Below are 18,771 nucleotides of genomic sequence, written 5' to 3' on the forward strand. Positions count from 1 at the left end.
CCCCGCCAGTATCGCGGGAAGGCCCGGCCGCTGCGGCGCTGGACGGCGGCGCGAGACGGCGTGCGCCCGGCCCCCGGCCCCTACACCTCCGACGTGGGGACGGCCGCCGCGACCTCGGCGTCCGCGAGCGGGAAGTGACACGCCGCGATGTTGCCGCCCTCCTTGACCTCGAGCTGCGGCTCGTCGACGTCGCACGTTCCGTCGACCGCCTTCGGGCAGCGCGTGTGGAAGCGGCACGCCTTCGGCGGGTTGGCCGGCGAGGGGACGTCGCCGCCGAGGACGGTCTGCTTGCGCTCGCGGGCGAGCACGGGGTCCGGCACGGGGACCGAGCTGAGCAGCGCGCCGGTGTACGGGTGCCGCGGATGGCCGTAGAGCGCGTCCGCATCCGCGAGCTCGACGATCTTCCCGAGGTACATGACCGCGATGCGGTCGCACATGTGACGGACGACCGACAGGTCGTGCGCGATGAAGATGATCGTCAGGCCGAGGTCGCGCTGGAGCTCGCGCAGGAGGTTGAGGATCTGCGCCTGGATCGACACGTCGAGCGCGGAGACGGGCTCGTCGGCGACGACGACCTTCGGCTTCAGCGCGATCGCGCGCGCGACGCCGATGCGCTGGCGCTGACCGCCGGAGAACTCGTGCGGGCGGCGGTTGTAGTGCTCGGGGTTGAGCCCGACCTGGTCCATCAGCTCCTCGACGAGCTTGCGCCGCTTCGCGTCGTCCTTCTCCATCCCGTGGATGAGGAACGGCTCGGAGATGATCGAGCCGACCGTCTTGCGCGGGTTCAGCGAGGAGTACGGGTCCTGGAAGATCATCTGCATGTCGCGGCGCAGGGGCTTGAGCTCCTTGCGCGACAGCTGCGCGATGTCCCGGCCGTCGAACCTGATCGAGCCGCTCGTCGGGTCGAGCAGGCGGGTGATGAGCCGCGCCGTCGTCGACTTGCCGCAGCCGGACTCGCCGACGAGGCCGAGGGTCTCGCCCTGCATGACGTCGAAGGAGACGCCGTCGACAGCGTGCACCACGCCGCCCTTGCCGCGGTCGAGGAAGCCCGAGCGGATCGGGAAGTGCTTGACGAGGTCGCGCACCTCGATGAGGGGCGTCTGCCGGTCGGCGGTCATGCCTTGATCTCCGTGACCTCGGTGCCGGCGGCCCGGCCGGCCGCGGCGGCGTCGGCGCCCGACTCGAGCGACCGCCACAGCTCCAGGCGGGTCTCGTGCGGGAGCAGGCAGCGGACGACGTGGTCCTCCTGCCCGAGCGCGACGGGCTCGAGCGGCGGGTCGATCCGCCTGTGCGCCTCCCGCACGTACGGGCAGCGCGTGTGGAAGTGGCAGCCCGACGGCCGGTTGATGAGCGACGGCGGGCGCCCGGCGACCGGCACGAGCTCCTGGTCGCGAGGCGTGTCGAGCCGCGGGATCGACCGCAGCAGACCCCACGTGTACGGGTGCTCCGGCGCCTCGAAGAGCGCCTCCGGCTTCGCCTGCTCGACGATCCGGCCCGCGTACATGACCGCGACCTCGTCGGCGATCTCGGCGACGACGCCGAGGTCGTGGGTGATGAGGATGACCGCCATGTCGAGCTCCTCGTTCAGCCGCTTGATGAGCGCGAGGATCTGGGCCTGGACGGTGACGTCGAGCGCCGTCGTCGGCTCGTCGGCGATGAGGAGCTTCGGCTCGTTGACGAGCGCCATCGCGATCATCACGCGCTGACGCATGCCGCCGGAGAACTCGTGCGGGTAGGCGTCGACGCGGCCACGCGGGTCGGGGATCCCGACGAGGCCGAGCATCTCGATCGCGCGCTCGCGGGCGGCCTTCTTCGAGACGCCGTCCTGATGGGCGCGGACACCCTCGATGAGCTGGCGGCCGATCGTGTAGAACGGGTGCAGCGAGGAGAGCGGGTCCTGGAAGATCATCGAGATCGCGCCGCCGCGGATCGCGCGGACCTCGGAGCCGGGGAGCGTGAGCAGGTCGCGCCCCTCGAACATGACGCGGCCCTCGATCGTCGTCCGCCGGCCGGCGGTGAGACCCATGAGGCTCATCGAGCTCACGCTCTTGCCGGAGCCGGACTCGCCGACGAGGCCGAGCACCTGGCCGCGGTCGACGGTGTAGGAGATGCCGTCGACGGCGTGCACGACGCCGTCCTCGGTGTCGAAGCGGACCGCGAGGTCCTCGACGCTCAGCAGGGGCTCGCCGGTCATCAGTAGCGCACCCGCGGGTCGACGACGGCGTAGGCGATGTCGACGATGAGGTTCGCCACGATGATGAAGAACGCGCCGAACAGCACCGTGCCCTGGATCGTCGCGTAGTCCGACGCCTTGATCGCGTCGTACGCCAGCCGGCCGATCCCCGGGATGTTGAAGACGGACTCGGTGAGGATCGCGCCGCCGAGGAGGATGCCGATGTCCAGGCCGAGGACGGTGACGAGCGGGAGGATCGCCGCGCGCACGCCGTGGCGCAGGATGACCGTCCGCTCGCTCAGGCCCTTCGCGCGGGCCGTCCGGATGTAGTCCTCGTGGAGGACCTCGGTGAGGCTCGAGCGCAGCAGCCGTGCGTAGAAGGCGGCGAACGACGCGGCGAGCACCATCCACGGCAGCAGCAGCGAGCTGAACCACGTGCCGACGTTCTGCGAGATCGGGACGTACGTGCCGGCGCCGTCGAAGATCTTGAACTGGCCGATGTCGTTCGAGAAGAGGTACAGCGCGACGAGCCCGAGCCAGTAGACGGGCGCGGAGATCGCGAGCAGCGCACCGCCCATCGCGGCGCGGTCGACGAGCGAGCGGCGCTTGACCGCCGAGACGATGCCGACCGGGAAGGCGAGCGTGAGCCAGAGGATGACGGCGCCGACGGTGAGCGAGATCGTCGCCGGGAGCCGGTCGACGATCTGCTGGCGGACGGGCGCGTCCGTCTGGTAGCTGAAGCCGAAGTCGAAGTGCAGGACGATGCCCTTGACGTACCGGTAGTACTGGACGTAGATCGGCTTGTCGAGCCCGAGGTTGTGCCGGATCGACGCGATGAGCTCGGGGCTGCCGGAGCGCCCGGCGCGCAGCTGCGCGGGGTCGGTCGACGGCAGCGCGTAGAAGATGAGGAAGGTGATGGCGCTGATGATGAGGAGAAGGACTCCCATCCACAGCACGCGCCTGATGATGAACCGAAGCACGAGGTCTTTTCGGGGGGCGGAGCGGCCCGGCGCCCTGTGCGCCGGGCCACCCCTGGGTGTCTTACGTGACTCCTGCGCCTACTTGAGCGAGACGTACGAGAGGTCGGCGTCCGCGTTCCACTTCGCGATGACGCTCACGACGTTGGACGACGCGATGCCGGCCTGCTTGTCCCAGAACCACGGCACCGCCGCGGCCTTGTCGACGAGCATCTTGTCGATCGCGCCCCACGCCTTGGCACGCGCGGTGTCGTCGGCGATCGTCGCGGCCTTGTCCATCGCGGCGTTGACCGCGGGGTCGTTGAACAGCGACGGGTTGTTGCCGTTGACCGGCACGATGGCCTTGCCGCTGAAGTTGACGTAGAGCATCGCGTACGGGTCGAAGAAGTCCGGCAGCCAGCCGAAGTTCGCGCACACGTCGATCTTCACCAGCTGCGCCTTCTGCTGGCAGTACTTCGAGTAGAAGACCGAGTGCTCGACGAGCTTCGCCTGCACCTTGAAGCCGAGCTTCTCGAGCGAGTCCTTGACGATGAGGGCGTCCTCCTTGGCGGGCGACGAGTTGTCGCCGATCATGAGGATCGACGTCCCCGGCGCCTTGCCGCTGGCGTACCCGGCCGCCTTCATGTACTTCGCGGCCACCGTCGCGTCACCGCTGGGGTTGGCGACGTAGTCCTGGCCCTCGCCCTTCATGCCGCCCGCCTCGTCGAAGCCGGGGATGCCCGGGGAGAGGAAGTGGCTGGCGACGTCGCCGACCGCGGCGCCGCCGCGGACCCGCTGCATCGCCGTGCGGTCCATGATCGCGATCGCGGCCTTGCGGACGTTCACGTTGTTGAACGGCGGCTTCGTGTAGTTCAGCGAGACCCAGCGGTTGCCGAGCGGGCTGAACGTGATCTGCTGCGGCTTCTGGGTCGCGAACTTCTTCACCGCCGGCGCCGCCGGGGTGTCGAGCTGCAGGAGGCCGGGGCTCGCGAAGACCTGCTGGCCGGCGACGTTCGGGTCGGCGCCGATCGCGAAGGTCATCTTGTCCAGGTACGCCGGACGCGAGTCGGTCGAGCCGTCCCACTGCGGGTTGCGCACGAGCGTCAGGCTCTTGCCCGCCGAGTACTGGCTGATCATGTACGGGCCGGTGAAGGCCTGCTTCGTCGGGTCCGCGTCGTACGTCGACGGGTTCTTCTTGTCCATCGACCCGGCGACGCTCTTCGGCACGGGGATGCTCAGCGGCAGGACGAGCGCCTTGGCGGCGGTCGCCGCGGCGTTCTTCGTGAACTTGAAGACGATCGTGTGGGCGTCCGGCGTCGTGATGCCGGCGATGTCGCCGCCCTTCGCCTTGGCCCCGCCGACGAGCGGGAAGTAGATGCTCTCGTAGCCGTTGGCGATGTGGGGGTTCAGCCCGCGCTCGAACGCGTACTTCACGTCGGCCGCGGTGACCTCCTTGCCGTTGATCGGCGACTTCGGGTCGTTCGTGCCGTACTTGATGCCGGACTTGAGCTTCACCGTCAGCGTCTTGCCGTCGGCCGAGATCTGCGGCGGACCGTCGGCGAGGTCGGGGATGGCCTTCGTCGAGTCGTCCGGCTTGTGGTAGTAGAGCGCGCGGTGGGTCGCGAAGTTGATCGTGAAGTCCAGCTGGAAGTACGACGTGCCCGGGTCGAGGTGCTGGAAGCTCTCGACGCTGAGGACCTTCAGCGTGCCGCCCTTCTTCTGGTCGCTCGCCGGAAGACCCGACGCGTATTTCGTCGAACCTGAGCCTGAGCTCGCGGTCGACGTCCCGCCACTGCTCGTCGACGACGACGCGTTGTTGCTGCCACACGCCCCGATGGCGACGGAGGCCGCCAAGACCGGTACGAGCGTCAGGGCCCGAAGATGCTTCGAACGCATCCCACGTCCTTTCACTTGATGAGTACTGCCGAGTGCACCTGCATGTCGGCGACCGCCTCTCATCGGTCGCCCTTCGGGTCCAGCGCGTCCTGCAACCCGTCACCGATGAGGTTGAAGGCGAGGACGGTGAGGACGAGGGCCACGCCCGGGAAGAGCATGTACCACCAGACCTCGCCGAAGTTGCCGCTGGCGTCGCCGATCATCTGGCCCCAGCTCGACGTCGGGGGCTGGACCCCGACGCCGAGGAAGGACAGCGACGCCTCGAAGAGGATGTTCTGCGGGATGATCAGCGTCGAGTAGACGATGATCGGCGCCACGAGGTTCGGGAGGATCTCCCGGAAGATCGTCCGCAGGTCGGAGGCGCCGAGGGACCGCGAGGCCTCGATGAACTCCTTCTCCCGCAGGGAGAGGACCTGCCCGCGCACGATGCGCGCGATGTACGGGAACGCCGCGAGCGCGATGACGACGATGACGACCGTCAGGCCCGGCTTGATGAGCCCGCCGAGGCAGCCGTTCCCGAAGGAGCAGGCCGACGCGAGGCCGATGCCGAGCAGGAGGCTCGGGAAGCCGAGCATGACGTCGAGCGTGCGGGAGAGCACCGTGTCGATCCACCCGCGGTAGAAGCCCGCCACCATCCCGACGATCGTCCCGAGCGTCACCGCGAAGAACGTGGAGAGGAGCGCCGCCTCGAGGGAGACGCGCGAGCCGTAGATGACACGGCTGAAGACGTCGCGGCCCAGCTGGTCGACGCCCATGAGGTGGACGCTGCTCGGGCCGGTCGGCGTGCCGAAGTCGTCGAGGGCCTGCGCGTTCTGGGTGTTGGGCCCGGGGATCCCGAAGAGCTTCACGAGCAGCGGCGCGAAGATCGCCATGAGGATGAGGAGGACGACGAAGACGAGGCCCGCGAAGGCGACGCGGTCCTGCCGCAGCCGGCGCCAGAAGAGCTCGAGCGGCGTGCGGGCGGCGATCGCGACCGACTCGGACTCGGGGCCCGCGCCGGGGTCGACGGCGATGTCCGTCAGAGGGGTGCTCACGGTCGGGGGGTCCGACCGTCGGAAGGTACGTGGGGAATGGGGCCCATGGGGTGGTGGGGGGCTGCTGGCGCGCAGTCCGTCGCGACTCACCGTCTTGGTGAGGTGAGGCGACCATACCCATCCCGCGGGAGGTCGCGTCACAGGTTTTTCGCCCTGCAACGCAGCTTGTCAGCGTGCGGGCGGCCGAACGTTGGACCATCCGGCAGACCCGGAAACCGGCACGTTGTCCGCGGCGTCGAGAACGGACATCCGATAGGTCGAGAGCCGCCGTTCCCGGCCTCGTCGATACCCCCGCCAGGAGTCGAACCTGGATCCACCGCTTAGGAGGCGGTTGTCTTATCCATTGGACTACGAGGGCGAGCCGCGGACCACGCCGCAGGACGTCAGCAGTGTCGCATCCCGTGCGTCATCTCAGCGGTCGGGGCGGTCCGGGTGCACGTCGTCGATCGTCGTGAGCGCGACGTACGGGATCCCCGGCGCGGCCTCCGCGATGCGCTCTGCCCCTCCGGCGAGCCGGTCGAGGACGCTGACGATCCCGACCATCTCGATGCCCTCGCTGCGGAACGCCTCGATCGCCTGGATCGTCGATCCTCCCGTGGAGACGACGTCCTCGACGACGCAGACCCGGTCCCCGGGCTCGGGCAGCGGGCCCTCGATCCGGCGGGAGAGGCCGTGCTGCTTGACCTCCTTGCGCACGAAGAACGCCTTGCCGTCGAAGCCGGCGGCGAGCGCGGCGCAGGCGACGGGATCCGCGCCCATGGTGAGGCCGCCGACCGCGGTCGCGCCCCACTCCTCCGCGAGGGCCGCGACGAGCTCCCCGAGGGCCGAGAACCCGGCCGGGAGCAGCGTCGCGCGCTTGGCGTCGACGTAGTACTGCGCGACGAGTCCCGAGGTGAGCGTCACCTCACCGAGGACGAGCGCGTGGGTGCGCAGTTCGGCGATGAGCCGCTGCCGGGCCGTGTTGACGTCCATCGGCCTGAACCCTACCCGCGGGTCTCCTCGCCCGGCCGTCGGCCAGCCACGGCTGGACGGACTCAGGATCCGCGCCCGATCTGACGTTAAGGGTCGTGGATGTTCTCCACCCCGCTGCGCTACCTCTCCATCCTCGGCTCGCTCGTCGTGCTCGCGTCCTTCGGCGCCTTCGCGACCGACCAGATCCGCTCGGGCTCCCGGACGAGCACCGCCGGCATCGAGGGCACGCAGGTCGTCACGGTGAACGACCCGGCCGGCTACGCCGACCCGACCCCCGCGCAGGAGCGGCTGCGCGAGCAGCTCCACGGCACCGTCCGGGAGTACATCGACGACGCGGACGACGTCGTGATCGCGCCGTTCGCCGGCATCAGCTCCTCGAGCTCGAGCGCCTGGGTGCGCCGCGGCGTCCCCGCCCTCGCCGGCCTGCTCGTGTACGGCTTCGGGCTCGCGTTCCTCGCGCGCTATGCGGCCGCGCGCGCCTGAGCGCCCGGCGACGTCACCCGCGGTGCGCGGCGGCGGCCTTCGGCGCACGGCCGCCCGGCCCGAGCTCGGCGCGCTGCGCGCCGACCCAGTCGTCGAGCGTCTGCCAGTGCTCGTAGAGCCAGCGGGTGCGCCCGTCCTCGTCGGCGGGGACGCTCGACCCCGGGTGGCGCCAGAGCTTCACCCGGACCGTCGTCCCGACCAGGCCGCCCGCCCAGATGTCGCTGATGTACTCGAACCCGTCGAGCCCGACGTGCCCGCAGAAGACGACGTCCGCGGCCCCCGCGGCCTCGTCGAGGAGGACGAGCGGCCCCCCGAGGCGCGGCGGCAGGACGTGCCGCAGGCGAGCGGCGAGCGGCGCGATGTGCGGCTGGCGCTCCGCGATCGTCGCCTGGGCCTTCGCGAGCTTCGCGTCGGTGTGGCGCGTCCCCTCCGGGTAGATGAGGATGCCCTCGGTCGGCTCCATGTCGATCGCGAGCCGGCGCACCTGGGCGAGCTCGGCCTCCGGGGCCTTCGACGCACGCCGCACGAACGTCGTCGGGACCATGCGCCCGCCGATGTCGATCGTCGGGATCAGCTCGAGCTCGCGCTTGAGGACGAAGTTCAGGCCGATGCCGTGCGCCTTGCCGATGAGGGCGTCGGGCATCGTGTTGTCGATGATCGACGCGTGCCGGATGAAGATGATCACCGGCCCCGGCCCGCCGAGCTCGAGGCCGTCGACCTCGAGCTTCAGGCCGAAGATCCGGCGCACCCCGCCGAAGTGGCCGCCGGCCCAGCGGATGCGCGTGCGGTAGACCCAGCGGCGACGGCGCGGATGGTCGGCGACGAACGGGCCGCCGGTGGTGAGCCACGTGACGAGCAGCGAGGTCATCCCTAGCATCTCGCCGGCGAGGAACCACCAGGCGAACGCGAGCAGCCGGACGGCCATCCACGGCTTGCGGCGCCGCAGCCAGAGGGCGAGATCGACGACCACCGCGGCGACGAGGAGCAGGGGGAACAGCAGCGTGACGAGGACGAACGCGAGCGTCTCGACCGCGATCCCGCGCGCGCGGCGGACGTAGCGGCGGGTGGCGGGACCGTCGTCGGGCTGGAGCGGTCCCACGACGGCGAGCCTACCGGCCCGCCGCGCGTGCCGCCCCGTCCGCGCGGCTACCGGTAGTACACGTCGACGATCGTGCCGAGGCGGAGCCAGTCGTGGATCGACCGCGCGTCCGGCACCGGCGTGCGCAGGCAGCCGTGGCTCGCCGCGTAGACCGGCACGTCGGCGTACCCGTGGATCGCGTAGCCGTTGTGGAAGTAGCTCGCGTCGACCATGCCCTTGGCGTTGATCCCGAGGTCGCGGCGGTAGACGGCGAAGGTCCCGAGGACCGTCGGCGTCGACGGCTTGCCCGAGGAGATGGGGTAGATGCGCTCGACGTGGCCGCCCGTCCCGACGAGCGCCAGCACCTGGTGGGTCAGGTCACCCTCGACGTGGCGGCCGTGCTGCGGGAAGCGGACCTTGAAGGCGCCGCCGCCCGCCGCGAGCCGGCGGAGGAACGGCGTGTCGGCGCTCGCGACCCGGGTCATCCCGGTGAGCTTGCGGAAGGCGAGGACCGCCCGGGCGGTGTGCGCGTCGTAGCTGCCGTTCGCCTCCAGGACGTAGCCGAGCGCCTTCAGGCGGCGCTGCATGAGGCGGACGGAGAGCCCGTGGGCCGACGCGGGGACCGCCCGCGGCAGGACGCTGACGGCCCGAGAGTGCGCGGTCGCGCCGCGCAGCTCGGGGGTCGCCCGGTGCGAGGCGGTCACGACGAGCGAGCCCGGTGCCTTCGGGGTGTACGCGAGGAGGAAGGTGCCGGACGTCCCGCCGGTCCGGACGATCTGCCGCTGCTTGACGAAGACCTTGCGACCCCCCTGCACGACGCGGACGACGACGCGCTGCCCGGGGACGTAGGGCGAGACGAGGCCGCGGATGCGGATGCGGTCGCCGACGAGGACCGTCCGCCTCGCGCCGACCCGCTGCGTGACGACGACGAGCTTCGTCCGCGCGGGGGCGGCGGTGGGGGCGGGGGCCGCGGGCGCCGGGGCCGCCACCGGGGTGGTCGCCGGCGGTGCCGGGGTCTGCGCGCCGGCGACCGCGGGGAGGGTGACGGCGAGGGCGGCGGCGAGCGGGAGCGCGGACGCGAGGGAGCGGGGGCGGAGGTTCATGGGCGCGCGGATCCTAGCGACGGACCCCGGGGAAGCACGACAGGTTGGTGCGGTCCTGCACAGCGCCGGGCGCCGCCGCCGCGCGTCAGACGGGTGAGAGGCCGGCCGGCGGCGCCCCGAAGCGGCGCCGGACGGCGAGCGCCACGAGCGTGATCGTCGTGAGGGCGCCGGCCGCGAGGAGCGGGATCTGCCACGACCAGCCGACCTCCGGGGCGCCGCCGAACGCGATCGCGTTGTTGATCGAGTGCAGCGCGATGCACGGGTAGATCGACTTCGTCCGCAGGTACAGGAGGCAGAGCAGACCGCCGAAGAGGGCGAGCGGCGCGATCGCGTAGGCGGGCGCCGAGAGCACGTGGAGCCCGCCGAAGAGCAGGCCCGTGATGACGACCGCGGGCCAGGTGCCCTTCCAGTTCCGCAGCGCCGGGAAGATGTAGGCGCGGAACATGAGCTCCTCGGCGATCGGCGCGAAGACCGTGACGAGGACCGCCGAGAAGGCGAGCGCGACGTGGCTCCGGTCGACGCCGAGCTCCTTCGGGAGCTTCTCGTTGTCGTTGATCCCGAGCAGCGCGCCCCACGCGTAGCTGAAGATCACGAGCGCGAGGAAGGCGAGCACCATCCAGCCGACGGCGGGCCAGACGCGCGTCCCCCGCAGGCCGAGCTGCCACGGCCCGACCCGGCCGTGGCGGCTCGCGAAGATGACGACGGCGCCGATGAAGCACAGGTCCTGCACGACGGTCGAGCTGATCGCGATCGACGGCGGGGGGTCCGAGAGGTTCGCGCCCGCGATGATGCCGATGATCCCGATGACGAGGCTCGCGCCGATCGCGCCACCGAGGCCGGCGAGGATGACGAGCACGGCGGAGACCGGGGCCCACGACGGGCGGCCGCTGGTGGGCACGACGCCCTCCGGGAGCTCCGGCGGGTCCGGCGGCGCCGGCCACGCGGTCGGCGGCGGCGTCGACGGCACGGACGTGGGCGGCGGCGTGCTCATCGGCCCCCCGAGACTAGAGGACGTGCGCTCACGCGAGCCCCGGCAGCGCGCCCAGGTCGGTGAGGACGGGCACGCCCGCAGGCGCCGGGCCGCCGCCGTCGAGCGAGCGCACCTCGTCGCCGTCGCGGGCGACGAGGACCGGCCGCAGCCCGGCCGCGAGGGCGCCCGCCACGTCGTGCGCGACGCTGTCCCCGACGTGCAGGGCGGCCTCCGGCGCCACGCCGCCGGCGACCGCGAGCGCCCGCGTGAAGAGGCGGGCGTCCGGCTTCGCCGCCCCCTCGACCGCCGAGACGACGGCGCCGTCGAGGAGCGGGGCGAGGCCCGTCCGGTCGAGGACCTCGAGGAGCGAGAGGTCCCAGTTGCTGCAGACGACGAGGCGCAGCCCGCGGGCCCGCAGCTCGCGCAGGACGTCCGGCACCTCGGGATAGGCGAAGAACCGGAAGGACTCGAGCAGCACCGCGGCCATCGCCCCCTCGTCGAGGGCGGCGGCCGGGGCGCCGAGCGCGTCCCGCATCGCCGCCGCGCACTCCGCGCGCACCGCGGCGAGCCCGTCCGGGGTGCCCCCGCGGTGGTGCTCGGCGCGGTAGAGCGCCATCTCGGCCTTCACCGCCCTGCCGGCCACGGCGGGCGCCACCTGCACCCCCCGCGCGGCGAGGGCCCGCAGCAGGTGCCCGACCGGGGGCTCGAGCCCGACGAGCGTGCCGAGCGCATCGAGCAGCACCGCCTCCACCGGGGCCTCGCGTGTCGCCGGGGCTCGGGTACCGTCCGCGTCCATGGCGCTCATCCTCGCGCAGTCGTTCTGGGATCACTACGGCGCCTCCATCGCGAAGGCGGCCGGGACGATCGTGATCGCCCTGCTCGCCGTCACCCTCGCCAACCGCTGGCTCGACCGGCGCGGCATGCAGATCGTCGCGGCGGTCTCCGGCGGGCACCTGAGCCAGGCGAACGACACGCGCCTGCGTTTCACGCGGCGGGCCGTCGACGCCACGATCATCACGATCGCGATCGCCGCCGCGCTCTCGCAGTTCACCGCGCTCGACAAGATCGGCCAGGCGGTCCTCGCCTCGGGCGCGATCGCCGCCGCCGTCGTCGGCTTCGCCGCCCGGCAGACGCTCGCGAACGCGATCGCCGGCCTCTTCCTCGCCGTCACGCAGCCCCTGCGCATCGGGGACGTCGTGACCTTCGAGGGCGAGAGCGGCGTCGTCGAGGACATCCGCCTGACGTCGACCTGGCTGCGGACCCCGAACCAGGCGCGGGTCATCGTCCCGAACGAGCGGCTGGCCGGCGGCGTGCTGCGCAACGACTCGATCGTCGACGCCGTCGTCGCGGTCGAGGCGTCCCTCTGGCTCCCCGCCGACCGCGACGCGATCGTCGCGCTGGACCGCATCCGCACCGCGCTCCCGGAGCTCACGGTCCGCCTCGCCGAGACGACCGCCGACGGGGCCCGCCTGCTGCTCGTCGACCGCCCGGCCGCCCCCGGCGATCGCGCCGTGCGCGAGGCCGAACTGCGCGAGGGCGCCCTGCGCGCCCTCGGTGAATGATTCCGGCCGCGCACGGCGAAACGGCTCCTGTAGGCCCTCTCCGGGCTACCCTCTGAGCCGATGGCCTCCCGCCGTGAACGACAACGCCGCCGCCGCCGCAGCAAGAACGGGGCGGGTCTCTTCATCCTCCTCGGCTTCGGGGTGACCTCGGCGATCCTCGCGATCGTCGCCCTCTCGCTCGTCGGCTACGTCGTCTCGATCGCGAACTCCGCGCCGGACATCACCGAGCTCAAGCCGCTCGACCAGGGCCAGAACTCGGTCGTCTACGCCGCCGACGGCACGCCCCTCGGCGTCATCCAGTCCGACGTCCTGCGCACGGAGATCCCGTCGACCTCGATCCCGCAGGTCATGAAGGACGCGACGGTCGCGATCGAGGACCAGCGCTTCTACCAGCACAAGGGCGTCGACTTCGAGGGCGTCATCCGCGCCGGCATCAAGAACCTCGAGTCCCACGGCTCGAAGGTCCAGGGCGGCTCGACGCTGACGATGCAGCTCATCAAGAACCTCTACTCGCAGGACCGCAAGCGGGACTACAAGCGGAAGATCCGCGAGGCGAAGCTCGCCGAGGAGCTCGAGAACATCCACCCCGGCCGGGCCGGCAAGACGTGGATCCTCACGAAGTACCTCAACAGCGTCCCCTACGGCACCGTCGGCGGGCAGAACGTGTACGGCGTGCAGGCCGCGGCGCGCGTCTACTTCAACAAGCGGGCGAGCCAGCTGACGCTGCCGGAGGCCGCCACGCTCGCCGGCCTGCCGCAGGCCCCGTCGCAGTACAACCCCTACTTCAACAGGGCGGCCGCCCTCAAGCGCCGCGACGAGGTCCTGAAGAAGATGCTCGACCTCGGGTACATCGACGCGACGCAGTACTCGGACGCGTACGACACGCCCATCCAGCTGCACAAGTCGAAGTACTACCAGTCGCGCCGCGAGCAGTACTTCTTCGACTACGTCAAGGACCAGCTCATCAAGAAGTACGGCAAGAAGACCGTCCGCCAGGGCGGCCTGAAGGTCTACACGACGCTCGACTTCCACATGCAGCAGCTCGCCCGGGCGGCGATCAAGAAGAACCTCGGCCAGCCCGGAGACCCGTCGGCGGCGCTCGTGTCGATCGACCCGAAGAACGGCCACATCCGCGCCATGGCGTCCTCGAGCGCGTACGGCACCTCGAAGTACAACCTCGCGACCCAGGCCGAGCGGCAGCCCGGATCGACGTTCAAGATGATCGTGCTGATGACGGCCCTCGAGCGCGGCGTCGACATCAACCGCACCTCGTACGTCTCCAAGCGCCTGCAGTTCACCGATCCGAAGTACGGCAAGATCGACGTGAACACGGACGACGGGCGCCCGTCGAACGCGCCCAAGAGCCTCTTCAACGCCGTCGTCACCTCGGACAACACGGTCTTCCAGCAGCTCGACCTCGACCTCGGGCCGCCCGAGGTGACGAAGACCGCCCGCGCGATGGGCATCACGAGCCGGATGGACTCCTACCCCGCGGAGGCGCTCGGCGGCCTGACGCGCTGCTGCACCCCGCTCGAGATGACGCGCGCCTACGTGACGATCAACAGCGGCGGCTACCGGACGCGCGCCGTCTCGATCACGGGCGTCCGCTTCCCCGACGGGCACGTCGACACGTCGCTCGGCCGGCCCGGCCGCGTGAAGGTCTTCACCGACGGCATGACGAGCGAGGCGATCAAGGCGATGGAGGCGAACGTCCAGCGCGGCACCGGCACGCGCGCCGCCCTGGGCTTCTGCACCGCCGCAGGCAAGACCGGCACGACGTCCGGCTTCAAGGACGCCTGGTTCAACGGCATGACGCCGAACCTCAACACCGCCGTGTGGGTCGGCTTCCCGAAGACGAACGTCCCGATGCTCAACGTCCCGGGGTGGCCCGGCGAGATGTTCGGCGGCAACGCGCCCGCGGCGATCTGGCACGACTTCATGACGAGCGCCGTCGACCGGAAGAACTGCGGCTCGTTCCCGAAGCCGACCGAGCCGTTCGTCGCCAAACCGTTCAGCGGCAGGTACGTGAGCGGGTCCGGCGGCGGCTCCGGCTCGGGCAGCTACGACAACACGTACACCGACCCGAACGCGGCGCCCCCCGCCCCGGGCACGGGCGTCGGGACCGGCGGCGGCGGCACGACGTACGACCCGAACGCGTACGCGAGCCCGCCGGCCGCGACGCCGGCGCCCACCCCGGCGCCGCCGACGCCGACGCAGCCGACGCCCGATCCGGGCACCGGGACGGGCACCGGCGGCGGCGGCGCGTCGCCCACCGGCTGACCCCGGGACCGCCCGCGGGACGGCGGCGGCGTGCGGCACCGCACCGCCGGAGCGCCGTTCACGCGCTACCCTGGATCCAATGGCCAAGGAAGACAAGGTCGAGTTCGAAGGCGAAGTCGTCGAGGCACTGCCCAACGCGATGTTCAAGGTCAAGCTCGACAACGACCACGAGGTGCTCGGGCACGTCGCGGGCAAGATGCGCCGGTTCCGTATCCGCATCCTGCCGGGCGACCGCGTGCGCGTCGAGGTCTCGCCCTACGATCTGAGCCGCGCTCGGATCGTCTACCGCCACCGCTGAGCGCAGGCCGCCCGGGTCCCGCGGTCGTGGGCGAACGCTCGCTGATCGCGGCGATCGAGGCACTCCTCGGCGCCGGCGGCGCCCCGCAGGTCCGCAACCCGCGCCTCGTGCGCTGGGTGGGTGACGACGCCGCCGTCGTGCGCGCCCGCCCGTTCGCGGTCACGTCCGTCGACGCGATGGTCGACGGCGTCCACTTCCGCTCGGGCCGGCCGGGGACCTCGCTCGCCGACATCGGCCACCGCGCCGTCGCGGGAGCGCTGAGCGACCTCGCGGCGATGGGCGCCGAGGCCGGCGAGGTCTACGTCGCGCTCGGGGCCCCCGAGGGGTTCACCGCCGAGGACGGCCTCGCGCTCGTCGGCGGGATGGAGGCGCTGTGCGCGCGCACGGGCGCCGTCATCGCCGGCGGCGACGTGACGCGGGCCCCCGCGCTCTTCCTCAGCGTCACCGTCGTCGGCTGGGCGGAGGACGCGGCGGTGCTGCTCACCCGGGACGGCGCCCGGCCCGGCGACCTCGTCGGCCTCACCGGCCCGCTCGGCGCGAGCGCGGCGGGCCTCGCGCTCCTCGACGGCCGCGTCGACGCGGCGTCCGCCGGGATCGCGCCGGACGTCGCGGCCGCGCTCGTGGCGGCGCACCTGCGTCCCGAGCCGCGGCTGCGCGAGGGCGTGGCGCTGGCCCGGCTCGGCCTCCGTGCGGGCATCGACGTCTCGGACGGGCTCGCCACCGACGCCGGGCACCTCGCGGCGCGCAGCGGCATGGCGCTGGCGCTCGACCTGCAGGCGGTGCCGCTCGCGCCGGGTGTCGGGGACGTCGCCCGCGCGCTCGGGGAGGACCCGCGCGAGTTCGCCGTCACCGGCGGCGAGGACTACGAGCTCTGCGTCTGCGCGGCCCCCGCGCTGACGTCGGCGGCGCGTGACGCGGGCGTGACGACGTGGATCGGCGGCGTCGACGCGGCCGGGCCCGACGGGCCCGGCGTGCACTTCAGTGGTCGCCCCGCAGGCGCACCGCCGTTGTCGGGGTTCGAGCACCCCGTTCGCTGACGGCGACGGTGGGCAGCCGCCGCAGGACGGCCTCGGCGACGCGGTGGGGATCGACGCGGTACTCGTCGGCCGTGACGAGGGCGCGCAGTTCGCGCAGGCGGTCGTTCCGGCCGCGGACGGTCGTGGAGGTGATGGGAGTCATGGGTGGTGTGGGGTGGGACGGCGTCCGGGCCGGCCGGCTCGGCGCGGTACGGCGGGGTGGGTGTGTCCCTTCCCGGCGAATATCGGGCTCGCCTGGGAAACACCTGAGCGGAAGTGTGCGCAGGTGGACGATGGCTGGCCGCGATCGTCCCCAGAAACGGGCGTTCAGCCGTAGCGGCCGAGGATGCCCTCGGGCCGCACGCGGATGAGGCGCGCGGAGATGACGATCCGCTTCGCGGCGCTGAACAGCGGCTCGCAGGCGGTGAGCACGAGCTGGTCGTACCGGACCCGGCGGATGACCGAGACCTCGTCCGGGGTCACGATCCGCGTGCGGTCGACCCGGTAGGTGAACCGTGCGTACGGCATGTCGATGATGACCCGGTCCCCGGGGTGGACGTCGTCGACGTGGCGGAAGGGGGCGAGGTACGTCGTCCGGTGTCCGGCGATCGCCACCGTCCCGTGGGAGCCGGGGAACGGGCTGCCGTCGTAGAGCCCCGGCCCGCGGCGCAGGTCGGGCGGGTCCGAGCCCTTGACGACGACGAAGTCGGCGCCCGCCCGCGGGATCTGGATGCGGCCGATGGCCTGGCCGTGGTCGGTGTGGCGGCGGAGCTTCTCGGCGAGGTAGGCGATGCGGGCGGTGTTCGTGCTCAGGCGGTTCAGCGCCCGCTGCTCATCGAGGGTCGGCCCGGCCTCGCGGATGTGCCGCAGCTGCCCACGGAGGACGTGCTGCTTGTGGGCGGTCCACAGCGAGCTGAGCGGCTCCTCCCACACGAGCGTCAGCCCCGCGTCCGCGAGGACGAGCGTCCCGGCGACGATGAGGACGGTCGAGAGGGCGCGCAGCGCGCGGCGGGCGGGGCGGTCGTCCGGGTGGACGGGACGCGGGGCCCGCGTGCGGTCGGCGCGGGCCGTGCTCACCGGCGCCGGGCGCCGCTGCCCGAGGTCACGGCACCGAGCGCCCCCGGCCCGACGTAGCCGCCCGGGCCGCGCACGCTGCCGGTCGGCAGGCCGGGCGGCGGCCGGTCGACGGGCCCCTCGGACGGGTGCAGGGCGACGATGCCGGCGCAGACCGCGCAGCCGCCGACGAGGCACCACAGCAGCCACGTCGCCGGCCCGATGGCCCCGCCGGCGACGAGCAGGACCGCCTGCCACGCCGCGTCGGTGAGGGAGTAGCCGAGCGCTCCGGCGTCGACGACGGCCACCGCGGCGAACGGGACGAGCGCGACGAGGACGGTGAGCAGCCGGACGACCCGCGGCCAGCGCCAGTCCGGCGTCAGCGCGAAGAGCCACAGGTGCAGCGCCGGCGCGAGGAGGACGGAGGCGAACGGGTTGACGACCCAGATGGCCAGGGCGACGAGGCAGAGGACGAGGAGCGTCGCGATCGCCGGGGCGGCGGCGCCGCCGGTCCCCGTCTGCGGCGGGCGGTCCTCGACCTGGGCCAGCCGCAGCGCGAGCGGCCGCACGAGCAGCCAGCCGAGGAGGAAGACGAGCAGCAGCGCGATCGCCGCGGCGAGGCCGGCGCTGCCCGGCGGGAGCGTGCCCGCGGGCGCGGCCTGGTGGGGCGCGGGGTCGATGAGGCCGACGAACGCGAGGACGACCGCGGCGACGGCGACGAGGAGGAAGGGCAGCACCGTCGCGAGCACCCAGGCGAGGCGGCGGCCGACCGGCTCCCGGCGGCGGCGCGCGCGGGCGAAGCCGTCGATCGTCACGAGCAGGACGGGCAGCAGGAGCGCCCCGCCGAGCAGGCGGATCGCGCCCGACGAGAGCGCCTTGCGCGCGATCTGGAGCGCCGGCCGCGGACCGCCGCCGATCGTCGGGCCGTTGTCGAGCGCGAAGATCGAGCGGAGGATCGCGCGGCCGAAGCTCTGCAGACGGCCCTCGGAGACCGCGGCATCCGCGCGCGGGCCGCGCTCGCCCGTCGCCGACACGAGGACGGCGGGGAGGCCGGCCTCGAGGAACGCGCCCTGCTCGCCGACCGTGAGCGGGAAGGCCTGCCGCGCCCACTGGACGGCGGCGCGCGGACCGCCCGGGTCGACGCCGCCCTCGGTGCGGACGGCCGACTCGAGCGTCCGCCGCAGCTGCATCGGCGCGACGCCGCGGCCCGCGGAGTACGCGACGACCATCGGGCGCATCGTGTCGACCGAGGCCATGTCACCGAGGACGATGACGGCGTCCGGGCGCTCCGGGAGGCGGGCGACGACCGCGCGCGCCCCGGCCGCGCCGCCGCTGCCGCCGGTGGTCGAGACGAACGTGATCGTGCGGCGCAGCCGGCCGGTGCCGGCGATCTGCGCGAGCTGGAGGAGGACCGCGGTGCCCGAGAGCTCGGCCTTCGCGCCGTGCCCGGCCGCGTCGCGGTGGGCGACGATGACGATGCCGGGGCCGGGGCGGCCCGGCCGCGTCGCGATGACGTTCACGAGGTCGCGCGTGCCGTCGATCGTCCGGCCGCGGAAGCGCTGGAGCTGGACGACGGAGGCGCCCCGCCGGTCGTCGGGCTGCAGCGCGACCCGCAGGGAGTCCGCCACCCGCCGGGCGAGCGCCTCGTCCCCGATCGACCCGGGCCGCCGGTCGGGGTACTTCTGGGCGAGGTCGTCGAGCGTCGCGCCCGCGATGCTGCCGACGAACGCGTCCGGGGCGGACGTCGTGCCGATGGGCCGGGGCCGGTCCTGGAGGGCGAACGCCACCACGAGGAGCGCGAGCAGGACGGGGAGGAGCGACGCCCGGTAGATGCGCGGGTCGAGCATGGGACCCGTCGAGGGTAGTTCGTGGAGGTGTCACCATGTCGATCCACCCC

General features: G+C 72.6%; 18 protein-coding genes and 1 tRNA gene. 5 read left to right on the forward strand and 14 right to left on the reverse strand.

Annotated elements, in window-relative coordinates; genetic code table 11:
* Positions 1–80: 80 nt before the first annotated feature.
* The 7 genes from NBH00_RS24750 to pyrE all read right to left on the reverse strand — a co-directional run bounded on the left by NBH00_RS24750 (position 81) and on the right by pyrE (position 7,031).
* Entirely contained in the window at positions 81–1,118 is a 1,038-nt protein-coding gene (locus NBH00_RS24750; RefSeq protein WP_254571235.1) for an ABC transporter ATP-binding protein, read from the reverse strand.
* Positions 1,115–2,194: an ABC transporter ATP-binding protein gene (locus NBH00_RS24755; protein WP_254571236.1), complete on the reverse strand. Its 1,080-nt coding sequence runs from the start codon at positions 2,192–2,194 to the stop codon at positions 1,115–1,117. Before NBH00_RS24755 ends, NBH00_RS24750 begins: the two co-directional genes overlap by 4 nt.
* Positions 2,194–3,153 carry an ABC transporter permease gene (locus NBH00_RS24760; protein ID WP_302182670.1) on the reverse strand — a complete coding sequence of 320 codons (960 nt, stop codon included), beginning with the start codon at positions 3,151–3,153 and terminating at the stop codon, positions 2,194–2,196. Before NBH00_RS24760 ends, NBH00_RS24755 begins: the two co-directional genes overlap by 1 nt.
* A 78-nt stretch (positions 3,154–3,231) precedes the next feature.
* Complete coding sequence (locus NBH00_RS24765) at positions 3,232–4,983, reverse strand: ABC transporter substrate-binding protein (RefSeq protein WP_254571238.1); 1,752 nt, start codon at positions 4,981–4,983, stop codon at positions 3,232–3,234.
* Positions 4,984–5,084: 101 nt separating this feature from the next.
* A complete protein-coding gene (locus NBH00_RS24770) occupies positions 5,085–6,059 on the reverse strand; it encodes an ABC transporter permease (RefSeq protein WP_254571239.1) in 975 nt (324 codons plus the stop codon).
* Between the two features lie 286 nt (positions 6,060–6,345).
* Positions 6,346–6,417: transfer RNA gene (locus NBH00_RS24775), tRNA-Arg, on the reverse strand.
* A gap of 53 nt (positions 6,418–6,470) precedes the next feature.
* On the reverse strand, positions 6,471–7,031 hold the full coding sequence (gene pyrE / locus NBH00_RS24780) for an orotate phosphoribosyltransferase (RefSeq protein ID WP_254571240.1): 561 nt from the start codon (positions 7,029–7,031) through the stop codon (positions 6,471–6,473).
* A gap of 99 nt (positions 7,032–7,130) precedes the next feature.
* Between pyrE and NBH00_RS24785 the strand changes: the two genes are divergently transcribed.
* A complete protein-coding gene (locus tag NBH00_RS24785) occupies positions 7,131–7,514 on the forward strand; it encodes a hypothetical protein (protein ID WP_254571241.1) in 384 nt (127 codons plus the stop codon).
* Between the two features lie 13 nt (positions 7,515–7,527).
* Here NBH00_RS24785 and NBH00_RS24790 read toward each other — a convergent pair whose 3' ends face one another.
* From NBH00_RS24790 to NBH00_RS24805, 4 genes are all read right to left on the reverse strand, one after another.
* Entirely contained in the window at positions 7,528–8,613 is a 1,086-nt protein-coding gene (locus NBH00_RS24790; protein WP_254571242.1) for a 1-acyl-sn-glycerol-3-phosphate acyltransferase, read from the reverse strand.
* A 47-nt stretch (positions 8,614–8,660) separates the two neighbouring features.
* On the reverse strand, positions 8,661–9,695 hold the full coding sequence (locus NBH00_RS24795) for a L,D-transpeptidase family protein (RefSeq protein ID WP_254571243.1): 1,035 nt from the start codon (positions 9,693–9,695) through the stop codon (positions 8,661–8,663).
* Between the two features lie 85 nt (positions 9,696–9,780).
* On the reverse strand, positions 9,781–10,686 hold the full coding sequence (locus NBH00_RS24800; RefSeq protein WP_254571244.1) for a CPBP family intramembrane glutamic endopeptidase: 906 nt from the start codon (positions 10,684–10,686) through the stop codon (positions 9,781–9,783).
* A gap of 28 nt (positions 10,687–10,714) precedes the next feature.
* Positions 10,715–11,461: an HAD family hydrolase gene (locus NBH00_RS24805; RefSeq protein WP_254571245.1), complete on the reverse strand. Its 747-nt coding sequence runs from the start codon at positions 11,459–11,461 to the stop codon at positions 10,715–10,717.
* Here NBH00_RS24805 and NBH00_RS24810 point away from each other — a divergent pair.
* From NBH00_RS24810 to thiL, 4 genes are all read left to right on the forward strand, one after another.
* Positions 11,460–12,227 (forward strand): mechanosensitive ion channel family protein, encoded by a 768-nt coding sequence (locus NBH00_RS24810; RefSeq protein WP_254571246.1) that lies wholly within the window; start codon positions 11,460–11,462, stop codon positions 12,225–12,227. The two genes, NBH00_RS24805 and NBH00_RS24810, sit on opposite strands and share 2 nt — an antisense overlap.
* 60 nt (positions 12,228–12,287) lie before the next feature.
* Positions 12,288–14,507 carry a transglycosylase domain-containing protein gene (locus NBH00_RS24815; protein ID WP_254571247.1) on the forward strand — a complete coding sequence of 740 codons (2,220 nt, stop codon included), beginning with the start codon at positions 12,288–12,290 and terminating at the stop codon, positions 14,505–14,507.
* Between the two features lie 79 nt (positions 14,508–14,586).
* Positions 14,587–14,805: a translation initiation factor IF-1 gene (infA, locus tag NBH00_RS24820; RefSeq protein WP_254571248.1), complete on the forward strand. Its 219-nt coding sequence runs from the start codon at positions 14,587–14,589 to the stop codon at positions 14,803–14,805.
* A gap of 26 nt (positions 14,806–14,831) precedes the next feature.
* On the forward strand, positions 14,832–15,842 hold the full coding sequence (thiL, locus tag NBH00_RS24825) for a thiamine-phosphate kinase (RefSeq protein ID WP_254571249.1): 1,011 nt from the start codon (positions 14,832–14,834) through the stop codon (positions 15,840–15,842).
* Here the strand turns inward: thiL and NBH00_RS24830 are convergent.
* The 3 genes from NBH00_RS24830 to NBH00_RS24840 all read right to left on the reverse strand — a co-directional run bounded on the left by NBH00_RS24830 (position 15,784) and on the right by NBH00_RS24840 (position 18,721).
* The gene (locus NBH00_RS24830; RefSeq protein WP_254571250.1) at positions 15,784–15,984 is read right to left on the reverse strand and encodes a flagellar biosynthesis anti-sigma factor FlgM; all 201 of its coding nucleotides are present in this window, start codon (positions 15,982–15,984) and stop codon (positions 15,784–15,786) included. The two genes, thiL and NBH00_RS24830, sit on opposite strands and share 59 nt — an antisense overlap.
* A 164-nt stretch (positions 15,985–16,148) precedes the next feature.
* On the reverse strand, positions 16,149–16,898 hold the full coding sequence (locus tag NBH00_RS24835; protein WP_254571251.1) for a sortase: 750 nt from the start codon (positions 16,896–16,898) through the stop codon (positions 16,149–16,151).
* Positions 16,895–18,721, reverse strand: coding sequence for a M28 family peptidase (locus tag NBH00_RS24840; protein ID WP_254571252.1), 1,827 nt, complete (start codon positions 18,719–18,721; stop codon positions 16,895–16,897). Before NBH00_RS24840 ends, NBH00_RS24835 begins: the two co-directional genes overlap by 4 nt.
* Positions 18,722–18,771 lie beyond the last annotated feature (50 nt).

This window comes from Paraconexibacter antarcticus (assembly GCF_024220175.1).
GTDB lineage: Bacteria > Actinomycetota > Thermoleophilia > Solirubrobacterales > Solirubrobacteraceae > Paraconexibacter > Paraconexibacter antarcticus.

Bases quoted from the DNA above. Each gene is read 5' to 3' on its own strand.
- pyrE (WP_254571240.1), bottom strand. From the start codon at position 7,031: ATGGACGTCAACACGGCCCGGCAGCGGCTCATCGCCGAACTGCGCACC.
- NBH00_RS24800 (WP_254571244.1), bottom strand. From the start codon at position 10,686: ATGAGCACGCCGCCGCCCACGTCCGTGCCGTCGACGCCGCCGCCGACC.
- NBH00_RS24785 (WP_254571241.1), top strand. From the start codon at position 7,131: ATGTTCTCCACCCCGCTGCGCTACCTCTCCATCCTCGGCTCGCTCGTC.
- infA (WP_254571248.1), top strand. From the start codon at position 14,587: ATGGCCAAGGAAGACAAGGTCGAGTTCGAAGGCGAAGTCGTCGAGGCA.
- NBH00_RS24795 (WP_254571243.1), bottom strand. From the start codon at position 9,695: ATGAACCTCCGCCCCCGCTCCCTCGCGTCCGCGCTCCCGCTCGCCGCC.
- NBH00_RS24750 (WP_254571235.1), bottom strand. From the start codon at position 1,118: ATGACCGCCGACCGGCAGACGCCCCTCATCGAGGTGCGCGACCTCGTC.
- NBH00_RS24810 (WP_254571246.1), top strand. From the start codon at position 11,460: ATGGCGCTCATCCTCGCGCAGTCGTTCTGGGATCACTACGGCGCCTCC.
- NBH00_RS24830 (WP_254571250.1), bottom strand. From the start codon at position 15,984: ATGACTCCCATCACCTCCACGACCGTCCGCGGCCGGAACGACCGCCTG.
- NBH00_RS24805 (WP_254571245.1), bottom strand. From the start codon at position 11,461: ATGGACGCGGACGGTACCCGAGCCCCGGCGACACGCGAGGCCCCGGTG.
- NBH00_RS24755 (WP_254571236.1), bottom strand. From the start codon at position 2,194: ATGACCGGCGAGCCCCTGCTGAGCGTCGAGGACCTCGCGGTCCGCTTC.
- NBH00_RS24840 (WP_254571252.1), bottom strand. From the start codon at position 18,721: ATGCTCGACCCGCGCATCTACCGGGCGTCGCTCCTCCCCGTCCTGCTC.
- NBH00_RS24815 (WP_254571247.1), top strand. From the start codon at position 12,288: ATGGCCTCCCGCCGTGAACGACAACGCCGCCGCCGCCGCAGCAAGAAC.